The sequence below is a fragment of the Dyadobacter sp. BHUBP1 genome (assembly GCF_050587785.1).
Classification (GTDB): domain Bacteria; phylum Bacteroidota; class Bacteroidia; order Cytophagales; family Spirosomataceae; genus Dyadobacter.
Map to the genome: position 1 here is coordinate 831,356 of NZ_JBOBIH010000003.1, position 18,303 is coordinate 849,658.

Below are 18,303 nucleotides of genomic sequence, written 5' to 3' on the forward strand. Positions count from 1 at the left end.
ATCAGATGTTACCAAGTATCTTCAAAAGCTTGTCGACATCAATCGGTTTGGAAATATAATCGTTAGCACCGGCATCAAGGCACTTTTCACGGTCGCCTACCATGGCTTGTGCCGTGACGGCAATCACCGGTACCGATTGCCTGTTTTCCAGGTCCTTGATCAGCGGAATGGCCTCGTAACCATCCATTTCGGGCATCATCATATCGATCAGCACGGCATCCACCGGTTCACTGGTTTTCAGGATGTCGAGCGCCTCCGTTGCGGCGGAGCAGGAAATGCAGTCGAACCCCTTCGATTTAAGGGTCGCCCTGAGCGCGAAAATGTTCCGGGCGTCGTCATCGACGATCATGATCTTTTTCTTTTCCATGGTGCGGGGTCAGGATTTTTCATAAAGCCACACGCGCAGCAGCGACATGAGCTGGTCGATATCCACTGGTTTCGTAATATAGTCAGAAGCGCCGGCATTAATGCATTTTTCGCGGTCGCCGGTCATGGCTTTGGCGGTAACGGCGATCACCGGCAGGTTGCGCCAATGCGGATTTTCGCGAATGCGTTTTGCGGTTTCGTAGCCGTCCATTTGCGGCATCATCATGTCAAGCAGTACTACATCGACTTCCGGGTTTTCGCGGAGCTTTTGCAACGCCTCCTTGCCGTCGAGTGCCGTCAGGACATTCATTTTGTAATTTTCCAATGATTTCGAAAGTGAGAAAATATTCCGGACGTCGTCATCGGCTATGAGTACTGTTTTATTGTTCAAAATCTCCCCGAGTCCGCCGAGCTTGTAAGCGTCGACGCTCTGGCGGGCATTTTTCCTGTTTTCCTCTACCACGTGCAGGAACAGTGACACCTCGTCGAGCATCCGCTGATAGGAATGTGCGGTTTTGACGATGATCGAGTCGGCATACTGTTTGATCCGCAGCTCTTCGGTCATGGAAAGGCTTTTGCCCGTGAAAATAATGATCGGTACGTGCTCAAAGCCGGGATTCTTTTTCGCCTCTTCGAGCATGTCATAGGCCTTCTTATCGGGAATCCCCATGTCGAGGATCACGCAGTCGACCTCGTTGTTGGAAAGCGCGCTGACACCTTCATTGATATCGCTTTTCAACTCCGAATGAATGTCGAATGTGCCCAGGTAGTAGGCCAATGCTTTGGCGTGCATTGAATTGTCTTCGACAATGAGCACCTTTTTCGATTTCTTACTGATCACATATTCGATTTTCCGGAAAACTTCCTCCATCTTCTCGATCGCCACCGGCTTGTCGATGAAGTCGATTGCACCCTTCTGCAAGCTCTCGTTTTTCATCCGGTGCGACGACATGATATGTACCGGAATATGTCGCGTTTCAGGATCGTTTTTGAGCTGGTCCATCACGTCCCATCCGCTCACCACCGGCAGTTGAATATCAAGCAGGATACCCATGGGACGGAACGTCCGTGCCAGTTCAAGGCCCTCGTCGCCGCGTACGGCTACAATGCCCTTGTAGCCCTGTTTCCGGGTATAATCCAGGAGTGATTTGGCAAAAAGTGTATCGTCTTCGATGATCAGGATCGTTTTCGCGGCATCTTTTGCCGTCAAGCGGTCGTCGGGGATACTTTCCGGAATGACGGTGCTGATAAACCGGTTTTGCGTCGCAGGAGACGGTTTAGTTGCGGTTTCCTCCTGGTAATTTTCGAAGAAATTGGCCTTTTCCGGTTCGGAACCAATGTACGCCGGTCCGATGGGCAGGAACAGCGTGAACTCGCTGCCCTGACCAGGCACGCTTGTGAGCGATATTTCTCCACCCAGCAACTTGGCCAGCTCCCGGCTGATCGATAATCCCAGCCCCGTGCCGCCATATTTGCGCTTCGTGGAGCCGTCGGCCTGTTGGAATGCTTCAAAAATATGGTGTTGTTTTTCAGGCGGGACGCCTATGCCCGTGTCACGGACGACGAAGCACAGCATTTTATCATTTCCGTCGTTCAGCTTGATGGTAATATCCACCGATCCCTGTGCGGTGAACTTCAATGCATTGGAAATCAGATTTTTCAGGATCTGCTCCATCCGCATTTTGTCCGTCTCGATCACCGGCGGAACATCGTTCGCGATGGTAACCGAGAATTCGAGCCCTTTTTCCCGCGCGATCGGAGCAAAAAGCCCCTTCATGTCATCGTAAATCTCTTTCAAGGATACACTCACGTAATCCAGTTCCATCTTCCCGGCCTCGATTTTCGATAGGTCGAGGATCTCGTCGATCAGGCCCAGCAAGCCGTTGCCCGATGACTGGATAACCGTCGCATATTCGATCTGGTCGCTGGTCAGGTTCTTGTCGTCATTTTCGGCAAGCAGCCGGCTCAAAAGCAGGATCGAATTCAGCGGTGTCCGAAGCTCGTGCGACATATTGGCGAGGAACTCGGATTTGTACCGGGTGGTGAGTTCCAGCTCCTCCGCCTTTTTCTGTATTTCAAGGTTCTTTTCTTCCAGCAGGCCACTCCGTTCTTCCAATTCCTCATTGGTTTGCTGCAGCTCCTCTTGCTGCACGCGCAACTCTTCCTCCGAAGCCTGCAGTTTCTGCGATTGTGCTTCGAGCTCCGCATTCAGGTTTTCGAGCTCGTTATGCTGCGTTTGCAGCTCTTCGGCCTGGGCCTGGGTTTCTTCCAGGAAGTTTTGAAGTTTTACATAGTCGATGGCGGAATTGATTCCGCTGGCCATTGTTTCAAGGTTTTCTTCCAGGAAACGCATAGTGAGATCATCCGGGGTTTTCAAGAATCCGAGTTCGATCACGCCTATGCATTCATAGGAATACACGAGCGGGAGGATCGCGAGCGCAGCAGGGCTGGTTTCGCCCAGGCTGGATGTTATTTTGAGGTAGTTCGCAGGTACATCGCGTACGAGGACCGGCTTCTTTGTTTCGATAACCTGCCCGCATAGGCCATGTCCCGGCACGATGGTTTCCGGTGCATTTTGAGCCGCGAAGCTGCCGGTAATCCGGAAATTCCAGTCGGCATCGAGAATATAGATAGTCCCGAGGTTCGCCCCGGCATAGCCGGCCAGCGTATTGATGAGATTTCCGGATAGTTTTTTGAGCACACGTTCGCCCCGTATCGCGTCGTTGATTTTTACTTCTCCCGCTTGCAGCCAGTTTTGGTTATGCAAATCATTGAAAGTTTGCTCCAGCGAGCCGGTCATGTTATTCAAAGCAGTGGAAATCCGGCCGAGCTCATCGTCGGATTCGTCCATGCTGCGTGCTGAATAGTCGCCTTCTGAGATTCTTTGCGTAACCTTTTCGATATGGCTGATCCGGCGGCTTGTTTCGGCATACTTTTCCTCGTCGAGCTGTTGTTGTGCTATTCGCTTACCAATATCTTTCCGAATGCGCAGGTAGGAGGAGATGGTGATCAGGATCGATATAAGTGCGGCTACAACCACCAGAATGGGCGTGTATTTGATATAGATCTGCTGCTGTTCGAGGTGTTCGGCCAGCCTGGCACTTTCCTCTTCCTTGATTCGCTCCGTATTGAGCCGGAGGTCGTCCATAATCTTTTTCCCCCGAACCATTTCCCGCAGACGGGCATCGGTATCGTGCACGAAATTGGGGTCCTTTTTCGCCATATCGATGATATTCTGCATCTGGCCGAATTTGGCTTCATAAAGCGCTTTTACCTCTCGCAGGTTTTTTTGCTGCGCGGGATTGTCGGCAGTAAGCTCCAACAGATTGTTGTAGCTGTTAGTGGTTTTCTCGTAAGCGCCTTCGTAGGGCTCAAGGAATTGCGGGTCGGACGTAACCAGGTAGCCCCGCTGGCCGGTCTCCGCATCTTTCATATGCGACATGACGGCCTCGGCCTCGATGAGCACTTCATTCGTATGGTTGACCAGCTCTGAATTATTGATCAGCTTCTGTGTGGCATAATAAGAGGCCAAAAGGCTGAAAAAAAGAAGCAGGATGGAGAAGGAAAATACGATCTGTAATTGCTGGACGATCGAATTGGAAACTTTCTTCATAAAATGGGCGTCAGCTAAATGTCGGTTTTAATGGTCGTCGGCGCATGTTCCTGCACGAACGGAAGTATAAGAATAAATTCGGAACCCTGGTTTTCGGTGCTCCGGGCGGAAATAATGCCATTGTGTTTGTCCATGATCTTCTTGGCGATGGCCAGTCCGATCCCGGTTCCTTCGTAGGCATTGATGTTGTTGAGCCTTTGAAAAATGACAAATATCCGGTCGAGGAACTTCACGTCGAAGCCAATGCCATTGTCTGCAATGGTAATCCTGCAATAGGGACCTTCGGCCGATGCGAGGCTGGAAAGGTTCTTTTCTTCAATAATCTCACACCGAATATCGATGACAGGTGCCACATCGGGTCTCGAAAATTTCAGGGCATTGCTGATCAGGTTCTGGAATACCTGGCGGATCTGGCTCGGGATCGTTTCCACCACCGGAAGAGTGTCCTTTCGGATGCTGGCTTTCTTTTCCCGTATTGTTTCGTCGAAATCGGCAAGCAGCTCATCTACCAGCGCATTCAGGTCGGTAGGCTGGAAATAGGCAGTCACAGAGAGTCGTGAATAGTCGAGCAGATCGCTGATGAGCCGCGACATTCTGGCCGAAGAGCTGATCGACCGGTCGAGATAAGAGATCGCCTCTTCGTTGCCGGATAGGTATTTGTCTTTAATCAAATGGCTGAAAGTCTGAATTTTACGAAGCGGTTCTTTCAGGTCATGGGATACCACCCATGCAAATTGCTGCAATTCGTGGTTCGTTGTTTCGAGCTCGGAGTTTTTATCGACAAGTTCTTTAGTGCGGAGTTCCACTTTATGTTCCAGCAACTCGTTCGCCATCTTTTGCTGGTGAATATCGGTAAAAGTGCCTACCCACCGCACAATGATGCCATTTTGCAGAACTGGGATGATCTTAAGCAGAAAATACCTGTAATCGTCCGAATCCAGCTGCCGTAACCGGGCCTCTCCGGAAAATTCAAGACCATTCAGGAAATGTTCATTCCAACGCTTATAAGTATGGTCATCGGGGTGAGTTTCCGGAAATGCGCCGGCATCGGCAGCGTATTGAAACCAATGCCTGTTTACATATTCGATCTTCCCATCATTACGGATCGTGAATGCGATCTGCGGCAGCGATTCAAGAATGAAGCGAAGCTCGTCCATCCTGGCTGCCAGCTCTTCCTGTGCATGTTTGCGGATATCGATTTCATGCCGGAGCGATTCCTGAATGGCCTTGAGTTCCTGCTGCTGTTCGAAAAGCCGGTAGAACGTTTTTACTTTCAACAACAGAATGTCGGGATCGACGGGCTTGGTGAGGTAATCGATACCGCCTGAGGTATAGCCTTTTGTGATGAATTTTTTTTCTGTATTGACGGCCGAAAGGAAGATAATGGGTGTGTCTTTCGCTTTCCCGAAGCCTGCAATGGCTTCTGCCACTTCAAAGCCGTCCATGCCCGGCATTTGTACATCGAGAATGATCACTGAGTAGGTCTTATTGAGCACCTTCTTCAAGGCTTCCTCGCCTGACTCCGCGGTGTCGGTCTTGAAATTGTGGAGTTCCAGGATTTTTTTAAGCGGTAAGATGTTTTCCGGCCTGTCGTCGACAATAAGGATCATGTTTTTGGGTAAAGTAGGCACTAATCAGGAATATGCCGAATGTCGGGCGTCGGCCAACAGGCTTCGGTGCGCCGGAATATATACGGTCAGCTCGCTGAGACACAAAATTTCCTAGTGTGTGTACAAGTCTTCCCGAGTGTGTGATAGGTGCGTCGCACAAAAATTATACCAGTCAAAACCTCCGTGGGCTGTTTTTCGTAATGACCTGCCTGAAAGCAGGAACTATTCGTCGGTTGCGAGAGAAAAGCCAGTTTAAAACCCCGGTTCGGGAGGTGGTTGGGGAATTTCCGCCCGGATGTGGAAGACAGTTTTTAGAATATGGTTTAATCCAATCCTACAAATTCCTGATTTTGATCCGGATGTCGTGCGGGGCAACTTCATCACCGCCAAAGTAGGGCAGCAGTTTGTAAGCTACGCCCACGCCGCCCGAGCAATGGCGTGGCATCACGGTTTCGGTTCCATGGTAGGTGAACGCGTAAGTATTCTCCCGGATATCGATCCGGAAGCTGGTGACTTCGTTCAATTCGGCCGTACCAAGTTCCCGTTCCTGGCGGACGCCATTCACGTATGTGTACGCGTAAATACGTAACGCACCCTCGCGCCAGTTCCAACCGAAACGTGCACTGTTGTTATGGTGCTGGGAACTGCAGTCCGAAAATCCGTATAGTTTATTGATATCGTTCTGGTTTTCAGGAACGCTCGTTTTATAAATACAACTACTATCGAAGAGCGCCTGAAAACGCATGGATGAGCCGGTAAACAGCGTATTCAGGTTGCGCTCTACTTCATGGTTGCCTGCCTTGATATCATAAGTAATGAAATCATCCCCAAAACTCGGCGTATTGCCGATCCAATCACAGGATACAGCGCCGATCAGGAGGGTGAGCGCCATCAGGTATCGTTTCATCGGTTCTGGTTTTTAATGTAAATATCGGTCTATCGACCGAAATTCAGCATAGGAACGTACAATCGGGCCGAAAATTGGATGAGCAATGGCCGGCGAAGGTAATTTTTGAAGCAAAATATAGTGTCATATCTATACATTCTGTGAGTAAGACTGCCGAATTGGTGCTTTGTTAAAAGGCAACAATTTTAGAATCAATATGATAGAACAGCATGGGATAAGCTGGGGAAATTGCTGGGAATTGAGACGGTGGGGGTATGTTAGCCGTGGGAAATGAAATTAATTGTGTGTAAATTGTGTATCAAATTGGTACATAAAAATGAAAAACGATGCTTGTGATCAGCTCACGCGAATTCCGCGACAATCAAAAAAAATATATGGACCTCGCCGATAATAATCAGCAGGTCATCATACAGAGAGGGAAGGGAAAAGCCTATGCCTTGACACCGGTGAGTGAAAAGGACCGTTACTTCATGGACCCTGAAGTCGTGGCCGAGATCAGGGAAGGAATAGAGCAGTACCGTGCCGGGAAAACCAAAAAAGTAAATAAGGCGGATTTGGATAAACTGCTTGGATTATGAGTTATCAGCTTGCTTTCACTGACAAGGCGTTGGAAGGGATTGAAAAGCTTAAAAAGTCAGGGAACAAGCCTGCGCTCATAAAACTTCGTAAACTGCTCGACGAGCTCACTGAACATCCGTACACCGGTACCGGGCAGCCGGAGCAGTTGAAGTACGATATGGCAGGTCTCTGGTCGCGAAGGATTAACCAAGAACATGGCCTCGTGTACGCTGTCAATGAAAACGAGATAACCGTTACAGTAATTTCTGCCAAAGGACATTATAAACAAGCACAAAAAAACGAAGTCCGGATGTTCGTTTCATGCGGACTTCGTCTCAACTTAGGAACCATTTAATAAGGTGCATCGAATGCTACCTTCGCTGTTTTCCCAGACTGTGATTCTCTTTCTGGTTGCTGGTAATATGATTACCTTTTACCATTTCTTCCTCACGATGCCTGCTATCCAGATTGTCTTTGTTTTCAGGCCTGTTCCGGACCTGGCCTTGCGGCATGGTTCCTGAACTTTGTGACTGTTTCATGACAATTTTTCTAAATGGTTATGCCCTATATTATCTAAATATTGTGCCAAAGTTATCGAGATATTGTGCCAAAGTTATCGAGCGAGAAACTATGTTTAGCAGCATTTCGCGGATTTGGGACTATACTCTTCTCGAACCCTCGTAAAGTTCGTATTCCAGCAGCCTGCAATCGATTTTACCGGAATAAAATTCGATTCTGCGCTTGGCTTTAAGACCAATTTTTTTGGCCAGATCGAGGTTTCCGGTGAACACATATCCGTAATATCCTCCACACTTTTGTTTCATAAAATCACCAATCCGTCCATAAGTTTCTTCAAGTTCGCTGATTTCGCCGAGGCGCTCGCCGTATTCCGGGTTTACGAAGAAGACACCTTTGGTATCCCGTGGCACTTCGGTGTCCGCAAAATCACAGAGCCCGAACTCGATCATATCGGCTACGCCGGCTGCGATTGCGTTCTTTTTGGCATTGGTAACCGCGTTCTGATCGTAGTCCGTGGCAATTATGCGCATTTTAGGCGCTTCGATGATCTGCGCTTCCAGCTTATCCTGCGCGCTGAAATACACTTCCTCATCGTAACCGAGCAAATGCATGAACGAGTAATTGTCCCTGAAAAGCCCGGGGCGGCTATTGGTGGCAATCAGCGCCGCTTCGATTGCGAGCGTACCCGAGCCGCACATGGGGTTGATAAATGCCGAATTGCGGTTCCATTGGCTGGCCAGGATCGTCGCCGACGCGAGGGCTTCCAGCATAGGTGCCTTGCCGGGAATTTTGCGGTAGCCGTGCCGCGCCACCGTTTCGCCGGAAGTATCGATGAAGATTTCAGCGCGATCGTCCTTCCAGAACAAATGCACTACGGCTCCTTTCAGCTCCGAGCCGGTCGACGGCCTTACGCCCTTTTTGTCACGGAGCCTGTCCACGATGGCGTCCTTCACGCGCAGGTTCGCAAACATGGTGTTGTTCACTGTCGCGGTCATCACATTGCTGGTAACCGAGAAATACGCGTCGTCGGCCAGGATATTCTCCCATTGCATTTTGGACAAAAACCGGTATACATCGTCTGGGTGCTGGGCGTTGAATGTGCCCAGGCTGTAAAGCACCTGACTTGCACAGTAGAGGTTCAGGTTCAATTTAATGCAGTCGTTGACCGTACCCCGCAGCCGGACGCCGGTAGCAAATGTCTCTTCCACCCGGTAGCCCAATGCCGTCACCTCCTTTTCGAGGAACGGCGCGAGGCGTTTGTAACAAGTAATGATAATGGGGGCGGAGGTTTTGAACATATTGTGGCAGTCAGCTTTCGGCTTTCGGCCGTCGGCTTTTTTAGTAAAACAAAAATGACAATTCGATTGCCAGCAGCTAACCGCCGACAGCCGACAGCCGATGGCCGACTGCCGATAACCACAAATCTACCATATTGCAACAAGCCAATCAGTACTCTTCATTGATTAATTCGTGATTGAGCCTTGCGCCGGCGGTTGTTCCTGCGGCCATAGCGCCGGTTAACCCCCTGAATGCGCCGCTGTTATCGCCGGCTGCGTATATGCCGGCTACGGTTGTTTTTTGTGCTTCATCCACTTTGATAAAGCCCTGCGGATTGAGCTCGCAACCGAGTTGTTCGGGTATCGGCGAATGCTGGACGAATGCGGGGCGGTGGTAAAGGGCGGTAATGTCGCGGGTAGTACCGTCGGCGAGGCGGAGCGATTTCAGGTAACCGTTTTCATGATCCAGTGAGGCAACGGGCTGCTCCACGATTTCTGCACCGAATGCGAGCATTTTTTGGCGCGTCGCCTCGTCGAATGTGGCGGGGCCGTTGGTATAGAGGGTAAGGTCGGCGGTCCAGTGGCGGATCATTTTAAGGTATTCCAATGCCATTTCGCCATTCATAAGGACGCCGGTACGGGCGTCGCTGTATTCGTAGCCGTGGCAGTAAGGGCAATGGATGGCGCTGATACCCCAGCTTTCGGCAAAGCCGGGGATATCGGGCATGATGTCGCGGATACCGGTGGCGAAAATCAGTTTTTTGGCTTGCAATGTATGTTCCTCGTCCACGGCCATGGTGAATGCGCCGTCCGCGCCTGTTACCTGCGTAACCAGGCCGGCGCACATCTGTACGGTCGGGTAGGCGAGTACCTGTTCGCGTGCGAGGGCCGAGATTTCGGCGGGCGTCTTGCCGTCGTGGGTAATGAGATTGTGCGAATGCGGCGTCTGTCGGTTGCAGGGTTTTCCGCTGTCGATGATGATTACCTTACGGCGGGCACGGCCCAATGTCATGGCAGCCGAAAGCCCGGCGTAGCTGCCGCCAATAATCGCGACGTCGAATAGTTGTTGATTAGTCATGTTTGAAATGCATAAATGTCTCAAAAATGAGACATGGTTGGACAAAAAATTTTAAATACCTATTCCCTTACTAAATGAAAACCAGGCGAGTTCGCGTGCCTCGGCGCGACCGAGCGTCCCTTTTTGCTGCGAGTTAATGAATACCACTACTACGCTTTGAAAGAAATTGTGGATCCAGTCGACGGTCATGGCCTGGTTGATCACGCCCTCGGTGAGCAGCCGTTGCAGATTAGTTTTCCAGAGCTCGAATGTATGGTCATATTTGGAGCATGCTTCATTGGCTGCCTGGTGTTTATGGTCGTGCAACGTGTGTAGTTTGTGTAAAAAAGTGTTTTTGGAACCGCAATCGAGTCCGGCATAAAACATCGCTTCGAGCCGCTCCCGGGGATTTTCGGTCGTATTATATGCATTGAACATCGCTACGGCACAGGCTCTGCGGATTTCCTTCTGGCATTTATCCATTAACTCCTTCCGGTCCTTAAAATACCGGTGCAAAGTCCTGCGGGTCACCTGCGCCTGATCCGCCACTTTTTCCAGTGGTGCAGAGAGATCCTCGTTGAAAATCAGGATCGCAGCTTCGATAATACTTTGCTCAGTGTCTTTCATGATTTTACAAAGGTAGTGGAATGTCTCATATTTGTGACATTTTTTGCTGAAAATTTGATTTGTATTAAATTGTTAGCGATGCAGTGCTAAAATTCTTATTACATGAAATGGGTTATTCTCGGAGCGCTGACAGTTTGGATTTCGGGTTGCAGCGAAACTGGACGGTCGAGGCCAATAACTGTACCGGAAACTGCGGTTTGGAAAGGTGGCCCCGACGGTGGCGTATGGGTAGAATTTGTGTCGGTTACTTCCACCACCATTAATGCAAATATTTTTTCTGAAAACGGCCAAATTTGGGAGCGAGGCCTTTTTAAAAAGAAGGGAAGCTGTGACATAGCGAAGTCGGAGGTTGAAGATGCGATTGTCGGCTTTGACGGCAATCGCTTACTAACTTACAAGCACTGCTCATTTGAAATAAATAAGACAGCCAACTAGAAGTTTATCTCTTTTGACCTGTTAAATGGGCTTGCTTTCATTTTAAAATCAGCTGGCGACGGTGATTGTAAATGTGATCCTGGTCGGGAGGTGGTTGTTGAAAGGTCCGGAGATTTAGACAGATTAGAGTATTAGGGATTTAAGGAAATGAACGGCGAAATTCGGCAACTTACTGAAAAAGAACTGCTAGGACTCATCATTTTAATGAAGTTCGATAATACTGGCGACGCCAAGTTGATAGACTTTGTCCGGAGAAACAATAAATCTTCAATTCTTCCAAGAGTGCATTTGTTGGGCATTTACCAGCTTCGGCTGTTAAATGCCCGGCAAGACTCTTTGAGAATACAACTTGAAAAGCTCGTAAATAATATGGCCAATTTCGAGGGAAGCGACGTAAGAATGTCCATTGTAGGCCCTGAGTGCGACAGAGTGATCGTTTTTACCGACCGGGAAATTAGTCTATTGCTTGGCCTGATAAGTCATGCAGATTCCTCGCTACTCCCACCCAACAGTCAAACTTCGCTAGAAGGGATATCATAACCCTCTTTTAGCAAAAAAAGACGTCCCTTTCGAGGCGCCTTTCATTCATAATCAACAACATACCATCAAATGCCGTTCAGTTCGGCTTCGGTGAATGCTTTTTCGCGGCCGGTGAGTTTTGTGCGGACTTTGGTCACTTCTTCAGTGGTTACCTTATCGGCATTGTTGCGCCATGAGCGGCGGATGAAGCTCAGCAGCTGTGCGATGTCTTCGTTGGGCATGCCTTTGTCGTAGCCGATGCCGGGCATGTCGCCACTTACTTCCGGTGTTTGGTACACGTGGCCGTTCACCTTGACCGGGCCGGTAAGGCCGAAAAGGACGATGGAAATGAGTTTATCCTTGTTGCCGGTCACCCATTCCGATTGGTTCAATGGCGGTGCGAGTGATTTTACGCCGCCGCCGTCGGCACCGTGGCAGGTCTGGCATACTGAAGTAAATAATGCCTCGCCTTTTGGAAATTCTTTTTTGAGCATTTCCGGGTTGCGGTTACCCTGTGCATTGCGGACAGCAGTCACTACGCGTGTTAGTTGCTTGTTGAGCACCGCATTCTGATCGGACACAGTGGCAGAAATGGCGCTCTGAAAGGTTTCTTCCTGATCCTGCAAGTTACTGATAATTGCGTCGGACACGTAGCGGTTGTTCGGGTATTTGGCGGCCAGCTTGTTGAGCAGGCCGCGGGATGCATTCTGGTCAAACTTTTCGATGCTTTTGGCAAGGAATGCAATGTAAGGCGCCGCGAGTGTATCGCCCGAGTCGACTATGCCGTCAAATGCGGTGGCAAATTGCTGGTAGGAAGTAGGGGTGATCACCGACGTGGATGCATACAGCCCCTGTGCTCGGAAAGTCCAGGCCGATTGCCGGATCCAGCTCAGTGCCTCTTCGGGTTTCAGGGAATTCAAACCTTCGAGTGTCCACAATGCGTGGATGGCCAGTAATGGGTCGGCTGTTTGTTTAATAGCTTCCCTAAGCGCGGGTACCGTCTGGTTGTATTTGCCGTCGATCAATTTTTGTTGGGCCCGGTCACGGACCCAGCCGTTCGGATGGCCGAGCAGTTTCACTAATTCCTGGGCACCATCCGGAATGGTTACCGGTTTAGGATTCGAGCCTTTTGGAACAATCTTGTAAATGCGGCCTGCCGAAAGGGGCTGCGTCAGGTCGCGCTTGCCGATCTGGTCTTTCAGGTAAGGCGTCAGGTAAGTTTTGTGCTGGATAATGCCGCGGTACATGTCGAGTACGAACAGGCTGCCGTCGGGTGCATTGTAGAGGCTTACAGGCCGGAAACGCTCGTCGGTGCTGGCGAGGAACTCCCTGCCTTTGTAAGCGATATCACCTTTTACCACATATCCTTTTTCATTCAGAAAATCCCGTTTGATCAGGTTTGCGGAAGGCTCCGGTACAAATGCATTGAAATCGTAGTTTTTTCCAAACAGATCACCGCGATAAATGACGGGAGCAGCAGCTGCTGTAAACTCATTCAAACGCAGGCTGTCGTCCAGGACATTCTTCATGTAGCCGCGGTTCACACCCGGTGTGGGATGCAGTGGGTATACCTTATTATTGGCTACCGATTTCTCATTGTAACCGGCAACACCTCGCTGGTTTTTGTTCCAGGCACCGAGGCCGGCAGGGAAATAGTCGCCCAGGAGGTTTTGGGAATTGTTGTTATAATAAAGACGGCCGTAGTTATCCTGGCAAATGCCCCATTGGCCACGGAAGTGGGTATGCTCGATTACCCATTTGCCCCCGATATGACGGTATCGTTTGTCGGATTTGGCATTGTAAATCCAGTTGTCCATCGCACGCAGAAGGCCATTGGGCTGGTGCTCCACGTTGCCGCCCTCAGTGTATTTAGGGTCTACAAGCGTCTTTTTGACCACCTGGTCATTTTTCAGTTCATAAAACCAGAGATTGGTCGGCTCGGCCACGAGGATACCATTTTCGATCAGGCAGATGGCGCGTGGAAGCACGAGCGAGTCGATCAGCACTTTTCGGTCGTCGTAAACGCCGTCCTTATTTTTGTCGTCGAGGATCACGATGTTACCATTCGGGATGTCCTCGCCGGTACCGATGGTGTCGGGCATGTAGCCTACCATCTCTACGACCCACATTCTGGCTTTGTCGTCGAACTGCATAGCCACAGGCGCACTCACGAGCGGCTCCGCGGCAACGAGTCTGACTTCAAAACCATCCTCGATGACCATTTTACCGATGGTTTCGGAGGCAGGGATAAAAGGAGACTTTCCGGCATTTGAGGAGGGTTTCTCCTCCTTTGCAACAGTTGTCGTGGCCGAGGAGGTTTGCTGGCTGGTTTGCTTGTTGGTTTTACAATACACCAACATGGACGAAACAGCCAGGATCAAAAGGGGATAATGGTACTTCTTCATCAGAATGCTATGCTAGCAATATTAACAGCTTGGTGATTTTTGGTAGATCAGTTGTTTAACGATTCTTCCACCGGTTTCATATTGGACGTAAGGAAATGGATGGCAAGCCAGGCAACGATGTAGGCGAGCCCACAAACGATGAACAGGATGTTGTAGCCCGCGCCGATGTTACCTGTTCCCTTATAATGGTCGAGTAATGCGCCTACAAGCAGCGGGAAGAATGTCGAGCCGAGGGAGCCGGCCATACCGCCGATACCTACCGCTGAGCTTACTGCGCGTTTCGGGAAAATGTCGGATACAATGGTGAAGATGTTCGCGCTCCAGGCCTGGTGCGCAGCAGTAGCGATGGCGATAATGCCTACGACAGTCCATATGTCCGTCGCGAATTGTGCGAGGATAATCGGCATCACGGCGAATGCCATCACGAGCAATGTGGTTTTACGGGCACGGAGCGGCGTCCAGCCTTTTTTGATCAGATAGGACGACAGATAACCGCCGCCGATGCTCCCGAATGTGGTCGCTGTGTAGACGATCGCCAAATGCAGACTAGGCTTTTTAAGATCCAATGCAAATGTGGTAGCGAAGTAAGATGGAAGCCAGAAAAGGAAGAACCACCATACCGGGTCTGTCAGAAATTTTCCGATAATAAAAACCCACGTTTGCGGAAGCGTTACCAGCTTGGTCCAGTGAATGGGTTTCTGGTTCTCGCCGTCGCCGGCTTCGTTATCGCTGTGGATAAACGCATATTCTTCGGGGCTTACTTTCTTGTGGCGGGAAGGTATTTCGTACATCAACCACCAAAATATCAACCAGATAAAGCCAATTGCGCCGGTGATGATGAACGCGCCCTGCCAGCTGTAAGTACTTAATAGCCAGGGGACGAGAATAGGTGCAACTACGGCCCCGATACTCGTACCGGAGTTGAAAATACCGGTCGCGAGCGCGCGTTCGCGTTTCGGGAACCATTCTGCCGTCGCTTTTACCGCCGCCGGGAAGTTACCTGCCTCGCCGAGGCCCAGTATGGCACGCACAGCCCCGAAGCCGAATGTGCTTTTCACAAATGCATGCGCCACCGCAGCGATACTCCAGATGATAATGGAAACGGCGTATCCGAGTTTCGAGCCTATCTTGTCGATGATGTTACCGAACACGATATAACCGGCGGCATAGCAGCCAGCGAAAACCATCACGATGTTCGCGTAGTCGCTTTCTGTCCAGTTGAATTCTGTTTCGAGGGTAGGTTTTAATAATCCAAGAATCTGTCTGTCGATGTAGTTGATAGTGGTTGCAAAGAAGAGTAATGCGCAAATAACCCAGCGATAGTTGCCAATATTGGTTTGTTTCATGATGAGGAAAAACTGATTTCTTGGATTCAGGAATTTGTAAAAATACGTCTGTCTTGCAGATAAGACTACATTTTTCCCATTCTACCCCTTAATGGTTTTGCAAAAGACTTGAACAAAAAAGATCCCGCACCGGATTGGGGCGCGGGATCGGGGTTATAGAAGAAACGTTTTGCAAATAATTCTAACCACACTTTACTTTCAAAGTGGTGGTGTGGCTGGATTTACTTATGTAATGGGGTAAGCCAGCTGCGCCTTCATGAGCTCCGCTTCATTGGTCAGGTCGAGGCGGAGGGGAGTTATGGAGACGAATTGATTTTCAATGGCCCAGCGGTCGGTGCCTTCTTCGGCGGGTTCCAGCGGAACCACGGTAAACCAGTAATGCTTGCGGCCCATCGGATCGAGCGCCGGGACGATATTGTTGTCGTACAGCCGCACCGATTGCCGTGTCCAGCGCACGCCTTTGGGGTCGTGCGGGAAATTGACATTCACCAGATTCAGGTGCGGGTTCTTGAAAAGCAGGTCCAGCGCCTTTTCCACAAACGGATCGAGTTTCTCGAAATCGGGTTCGACGTCGGTAGGCGTGCTCAATGCGATGCCTTTAATGCCGAAGAGCACTGCCTGTTTGGCTGCTGCTAGCGTGCCCGAATGCCACATCGCATTCCCCAGGTTAGGTCCCAGGTTGATACCCGACAGCACCACGTCGGGTTTGTCCCACAAGTGTTGCCCCAATGCCACGCAGTCGGCAGGTGTGCCGTTCACGCGGTAGGCATCGATACCCTCGAATTCGATCGGGGACTTTTTATAGGAAAGCGGCCTGGACGCCGTAATAGCGTGACCCATCGAGGATTGTTCCACATCCGGGGCTACTATTTTCACCTCTCCGAACCGCGAGGCAATTTTGGCAAGCGCCGCAAGGCCCGGGCTGTATATTCCATCATCGTTCGTTACCAGGATTTTCATAACGTATAGCGTTTTCGGGTGATTATTAATAAAATTATGCCTGGTATGTTTTTTATAAAGCCGGGGTATGCTATACATCCTGATATGAAAAAAACGACCCTTTTACACAACCCGACAGCCGGGGATAATGACTTTTCCAAGAAGGAGCTGGTCAAACTGATTAAGAAAGAAGGCTTCGAATGCACCTATTCGTCCGTAAAGGAGGAAGGCTGGGATACTTTCGAAAATGACACCGATTTCCTGATCGTGGCCGGAGGAGACGGAACTGTCCGGCGGGCGGCCAAAGCGCTCATGAAACGCAAGCGGCTCGACAAGCAATACCCGCTGGCCTTATTGCCGCATGGGACCGCCAACAATATCGCCACCGCATTGCAGATTGAAGGGCATCCAAAGGAAATTATTCCGCACTGGCATCATTACCGGCTCAAACCGTTCGATATCGGCCGCGTACATGGCGTGGGCGAAGACTTGTTTTTCCTGGAAGCATTTGGTTACGGTATTTTCCCGCGCCTGATGAAGGTAATGAGCAAAATAGAAGGCGATATCGGCGATACCGCTGAGGAAAAGCTCAAAGCAGCGCGTGCCGTACTGCTCGAAATCGTGCAAAATTATGAAGCCCGGCCCTGCACTATTGTGGCTGACGGTGTGGAGCATTCCGGTAATTATATGATGGTGGAAATCATGAATATCCGCTCCATCGGGCCAAACCTCGTGCTCGCGGGTGAGGCCGATCCGGGCGACGGGATGCTCGATGTGGTGATGGTTTCGGAAGAAAGCCGCAGCAAATTCGAGTCGTTTCTGCTCAGCCGCATTAACGATGAGGACAAGGAGTTCAGTTTTTCGACCATTCGCGCCAGGAAGGTGAAGATTTTCTGGGACGGAAAAGACGCACATATCGATGACGAGCGGCTGAAAATCGAAGTGCCCGTAGAAGTGGAGATCGAAATATTGCCTGATATGCTGCAATTTATGATCACAGAGGGCTAGTGCTATAACTTTTGGTTATAGCGGATAACCAATTGTGATTGGCTAACTATGTGAATGAGCACTACTTTTGGAATATCAAATTTTTCCAAAGTTCTCATTCACATTGAATTATGATCCATACAGATATTTGCATCATTGGAGCGGGGCCGGTAGGGCTCTTCGCGGTTTTCGAGGCCGGATTGCTCAAAATGCGTTGCCACCTCATCGATGCCCTGCCCGTAGTGGGCGGCCAGCTTGCTGAAATTTATCCCCAAAAACCTATTTACGATATTCCCGGTGCGCCGGCCATCATTGCCGAAGATCTTGTGAACAACCTCATGAAGCAGATCGAGGAGTTCAAACCGGGATTTACATTGGGCGAAAGAGTGGAAGCACTCGAAAAACAGGACGACGGCAGTTATGTGGTACGAACCAACGAGGGAACGGACGTGCATTGCCAGGTGGTGGTTATTGCGGCAGGGCTCGGGAGCTTCGAGCCGCGGAAGCCGGCCGTGGAGCAACTCGAATATTTCGAAGGTAAGGGCGTGCATTATATGGTGAAAAAGCCGGAGCAGTTCCGCGGACGGAATGTGGTGCTGGCCGGTGGCGGTGATTCCGCGCTCGACTGGACGATCTTCCTCGCTGATATCGCCTCCCGCGTTACGCTCGTACACCGGGGTGATACCTTCCGCGGCGCGCCGGATTCGGCCGAAAAAGTGTATGACCTGGCCGGAAAGGGCAAAATCGACCTCATTCTGCAAGCACAGGTAAACAAACTCGGGGGTAATGGCGTGCTTAAAGAGGTATCCATTTTGGGAAATGATAAATCAGTTACCACGATTCCCACCGACGATTTCATCCCGCTTTTTGGTCTTAGTCCCAAACTCGGCCCGATTGCCGACTGGAGTCTGGGCGTCGAGAAGTCGGCGGTGATTGTGGACACCTTCGATTATTCCACAAATGTCGAGCGCATTTACGCGATCGGTGATATCAATACCTATCCGGGCAAGCTGAAACTCATTTTGTGCGGTTTTCATGAAGCGGCAATTATGATGCAGAGCGCATTCAAATACGTTTACCCCGATCAGAAATTAAGTTTCAAATACACCACTGTTAACGGTGTTAATCCATTTTAGCC

General features: G+C 50.2%; 16 protein-coding genes. 5 read left to right on the forward strand and 11 right to left on the reverse strand.

The features are described from left to right. Position 1: 1 nt before the first annotated feature. The 4 genes from ACQ4MZ_RS15685 to ACQ4MZ_RS15700 all read right to left on the reverse strand — a co-directional run bounded on the left by ACQ4MZ_RS15685 (position 2) and on the right by ACQ4MZ_RS15700 (position 6,496). Positions 2 to 367 (reverse strand): response regulator, encoded by a 366-nt coding sequence (locus ACQ4MZ_RS15685; RefSeq protein WP_430846033.1) that lies wholly within the window; start codon positions 365 to 367, stop codon positions 2 to 4. 9 nt (positions 368 to 376) lie between these two features. Next, positions 377 to 3,979 carry a response regulator gene (locus ACQ4MZ_RS15690; protein ID WP_430846035.1) on the reverse strand — a complete coding sequence of 1,201 codons (3,603 nt, stop codon included), beginning with the start codon at positions 3,977 to 3,979 and terminating at the stop codon, positions 377 to 379. Between the two features lie 14 nt (positions 3,980 to 3,993). Continuing rightward, the gene (locus ACQ4MZ_RS15695; RefSeq protein ID WP_430846037.1) at positions 3,994 to 5,589 is read right to left on the reverse strand and encodes a hybrid sensor histidine kinase/response regulator; all 1,596 of its coding nucleotides are present in this window, start codon (positions 5,587 to 5,589) and stop codon (positions 3,994 to 3,996) included. Between the two features lie 334 nt (positions 5,590 to 5,923). Next, the gene (locus ACQ4MZ_RS15700) at positions 5,924 to 6,496 is read right to left on the reverse strand and encodes a hypothetical protein (protein ID WP_430846039.1); all 573 of its coding nucleotides are present in this window, start codon (positions 6,494 to 6,496) and stop codon (positions 5,924 to 5,926) included. A 326-nt stretch (positions 6,497 to 6,822) separates the two neighbouring features. Between ACQ4MZ_RS15700 and ACQ4MZ_RS15705 the strand changes: the two genes are divergently transcribed. Together ACQ4MZ_RS15705 and ACQ4MZ_RS15710 are read left to right on the forward strand one after the other, a co-directional pair. Then, complete coding sequence (locus ACQ4MZ_RS15705) at positions 6,823 to 7,074, forward strand: type II toxin-antitoxin system Phd/YefM family antitoxin (protein WP_430846041.1); 252 nt, start codon at positions 6,823 to 6,825, stop codon at positions 7,072 to 7,074. Then, on the forward strand, positions 7,071 to 7,409 hold the full coding sequence (locus ACQ4MZ_RS15710) for a Txe/YoeB family addiction module toxin (RefSeq protein ID WP_430846043.1): 339 nt from the start codon (positions 7,071 to 7,073) through the stop codon (positions 7,407 to 7,409). Before ACQ4MZ_RS15705 ends, ACQ4MZ_RS15710 begins: the two co-directional genes overlap by 4 nt. Before the next feature lie 16 nt (positions 7,410 to 7,425). Here the strand turns inward: ACQ4MZ_RS15710 and ACQ4MZ_RS15715 are convergent, their stop codons facing one another. The 4 genes from ACQ4MZ_RS15715 to ACQ4MZ_RS15730 all read right to left on the reverse strand — a co-directional run bounded on the left by ACQ4MZ_RS15715 (position 7,426) and on the right by ACQ4MZ_RS15730 (position 10,534). Further along, positions 7,426 to 7,593 carry a hypothetical protein gene (locus ACQ4MZ_RS15715; protein ID WP_430846045.1) on the reverse strand — a complete coding sequence of 56 codons (168 nt, stop codon included), beginning with the start codon at positions 7,591 to 7,593 and terminating at the stop codon, positions 7,426 to 7,428. Positions 7,594 to 7,713: 120 nt separating this feature from the next. Then, positions 7,714 to 8,871 carry a THUMP domain-containing class I SAM-dependent RNA methyltransferase gene (locus ACQ4MZ_RS15720; protein ID WP_430846047.1) on the reverse strand — a complete coding sequence of 386 codons (1,158 nt, stop codon included), beginning with the start codon at positions 8,869 to 8,871 and terminating at the stop codon, positions 7,714 to 7,716. 148 nt (positions 8,872 to 9,019) lie between these two features. Beyond that, the gene (locus ACQ4MZ_RS15725) at positions 9,020 to 9,928 is read right to left on the reverse strand and encodes an NAD(P)/FAD-dependent oxidoreductase (RefSeq protein ID WP_430846049.1); all 909 of its coding nucleotides are present in this window, start codon (positions 9,926 to 9,928) and stop codon (positions 9,020 to 9,022) included. Positions 9,929 to 9,979: 51 nt separating this feature from the next. Beyond that, positions 9,980 to 10,534 carry a TetR/AcrR family transcriptional regulator gene (locus tag ACQ4MZ_RS15730; protein ID WP_430846051.1) on the reverse strand — a complete coding sequence of 185 codons (555 nt, stop codon included), beginning with the start codon at positions 10,532 to 10,534 and terminating at the stop codon, positions 9,980 to 9,982. A gap of 102 nt (positions 10,535 to 10,636) precedes the next feature. Here ACQ4MZ_RS15730 and ACQ4MZ_RS15735 point away from each other — a divergent pair, with 102 nt between their 5' ends. Continuing rightward, positions 10,637 to 10,969 carry a hypothetical protein gene (locus ACQ4MZ_RS15735; RefSeq protein ID WP_430846053.1) on the forward strand — a complete coding sequence of 111 codons (333 nt, stop codon included), beginning with the start codon at positions 10,637 to 10,639 and terminating at the stop codon, positions 10,967 to 10,969. A 605-nt stretch (positions 10,970 to 11,574) separates the two neighbouring features. On the opposite strand, the gene ACQ4MZ_RS15740 is transcribed toward ACQ4MZ_RS15735, so the two are convergent. The 3 genes from ACQ4MZ_RS15740 to surE form a co-directional block, all read right to left on the reverse strand. Further along, entirely contained in the window at positions 11,575 to 13,893 is a 2,319-nt protein-coding gene (locus ACQ4MZ_RS15740; RefSeq protein ID WP_430846055.1) for a DUF7133 domain-containing protein, read from the reverse strand. A 47-nt stretch (positions 13,894 to 13,940) separates the two neighbouring features. Next, on the reverse strand, positions 13,941 to 15,239 hold the full coding sequence (locus ACQ4MZ_RS15745; RefSeq protein WP_430846057.1) for an MFS transporter: 1,299 nt from the start codon (positions 15,237 to 15,239) through the stop codon (positions 13,941 to 13,943). 225 nt (positions 15,240 to 15,464) lie between these two features. After that, on the reverse strand, positions 15,465 to 16,199 hold the full coding sequence (gene surE / locus ACQ4MZ_RS15750) for a 5'/3'-nucleotidase SurE (protein ID WP_223407897.1): 735 nt from the start codon (positions 16,197 to 16,199) through the stop codon (positions 15,465 to 15,467). Between the two features lie 84 nt (positions 16,200 to 16,283). On the opposite strand from surE, the gene ACQ4MZ_RS15755 reads away from it, so the two are divergent. Together ACQ4MZ_RS15755 and ACQ4MZ_RS15760 are read left to right on the forward strand one after the other, a co-directional pair. Then, positions 16,284 to 17,186: a diacylglycerol/lipid kinase family protein gene (locus ACQ4MZ_RS15755; RefSeq protein WP_430846059.1), complete on the forward strand. Its 903-nt coding sequence runs from the start codon at positions 16,284 to 16,286 to the stop codon at positions 17,184 to 17,186. A 110-nt stretch (positions 17,187 to 17,296) separates the two neighbouring features. Next, positions 17,297 to 18,301 carry an NAD(P)/FAD-dependent oxidoreductase gene (locus tag ACQ4MZ_RS15760; protein WP_430846061.1) on the forward strand — a complete coding sequence of 335 codons (1,005 nt, stop codon included), beginning with the start codon at positions 17,297 to 17,299 and terminating at the stop codon, positions 18,299 to 18,301. Positions 18,302 to 18,303: the final 2 nt, after the last annotated feature.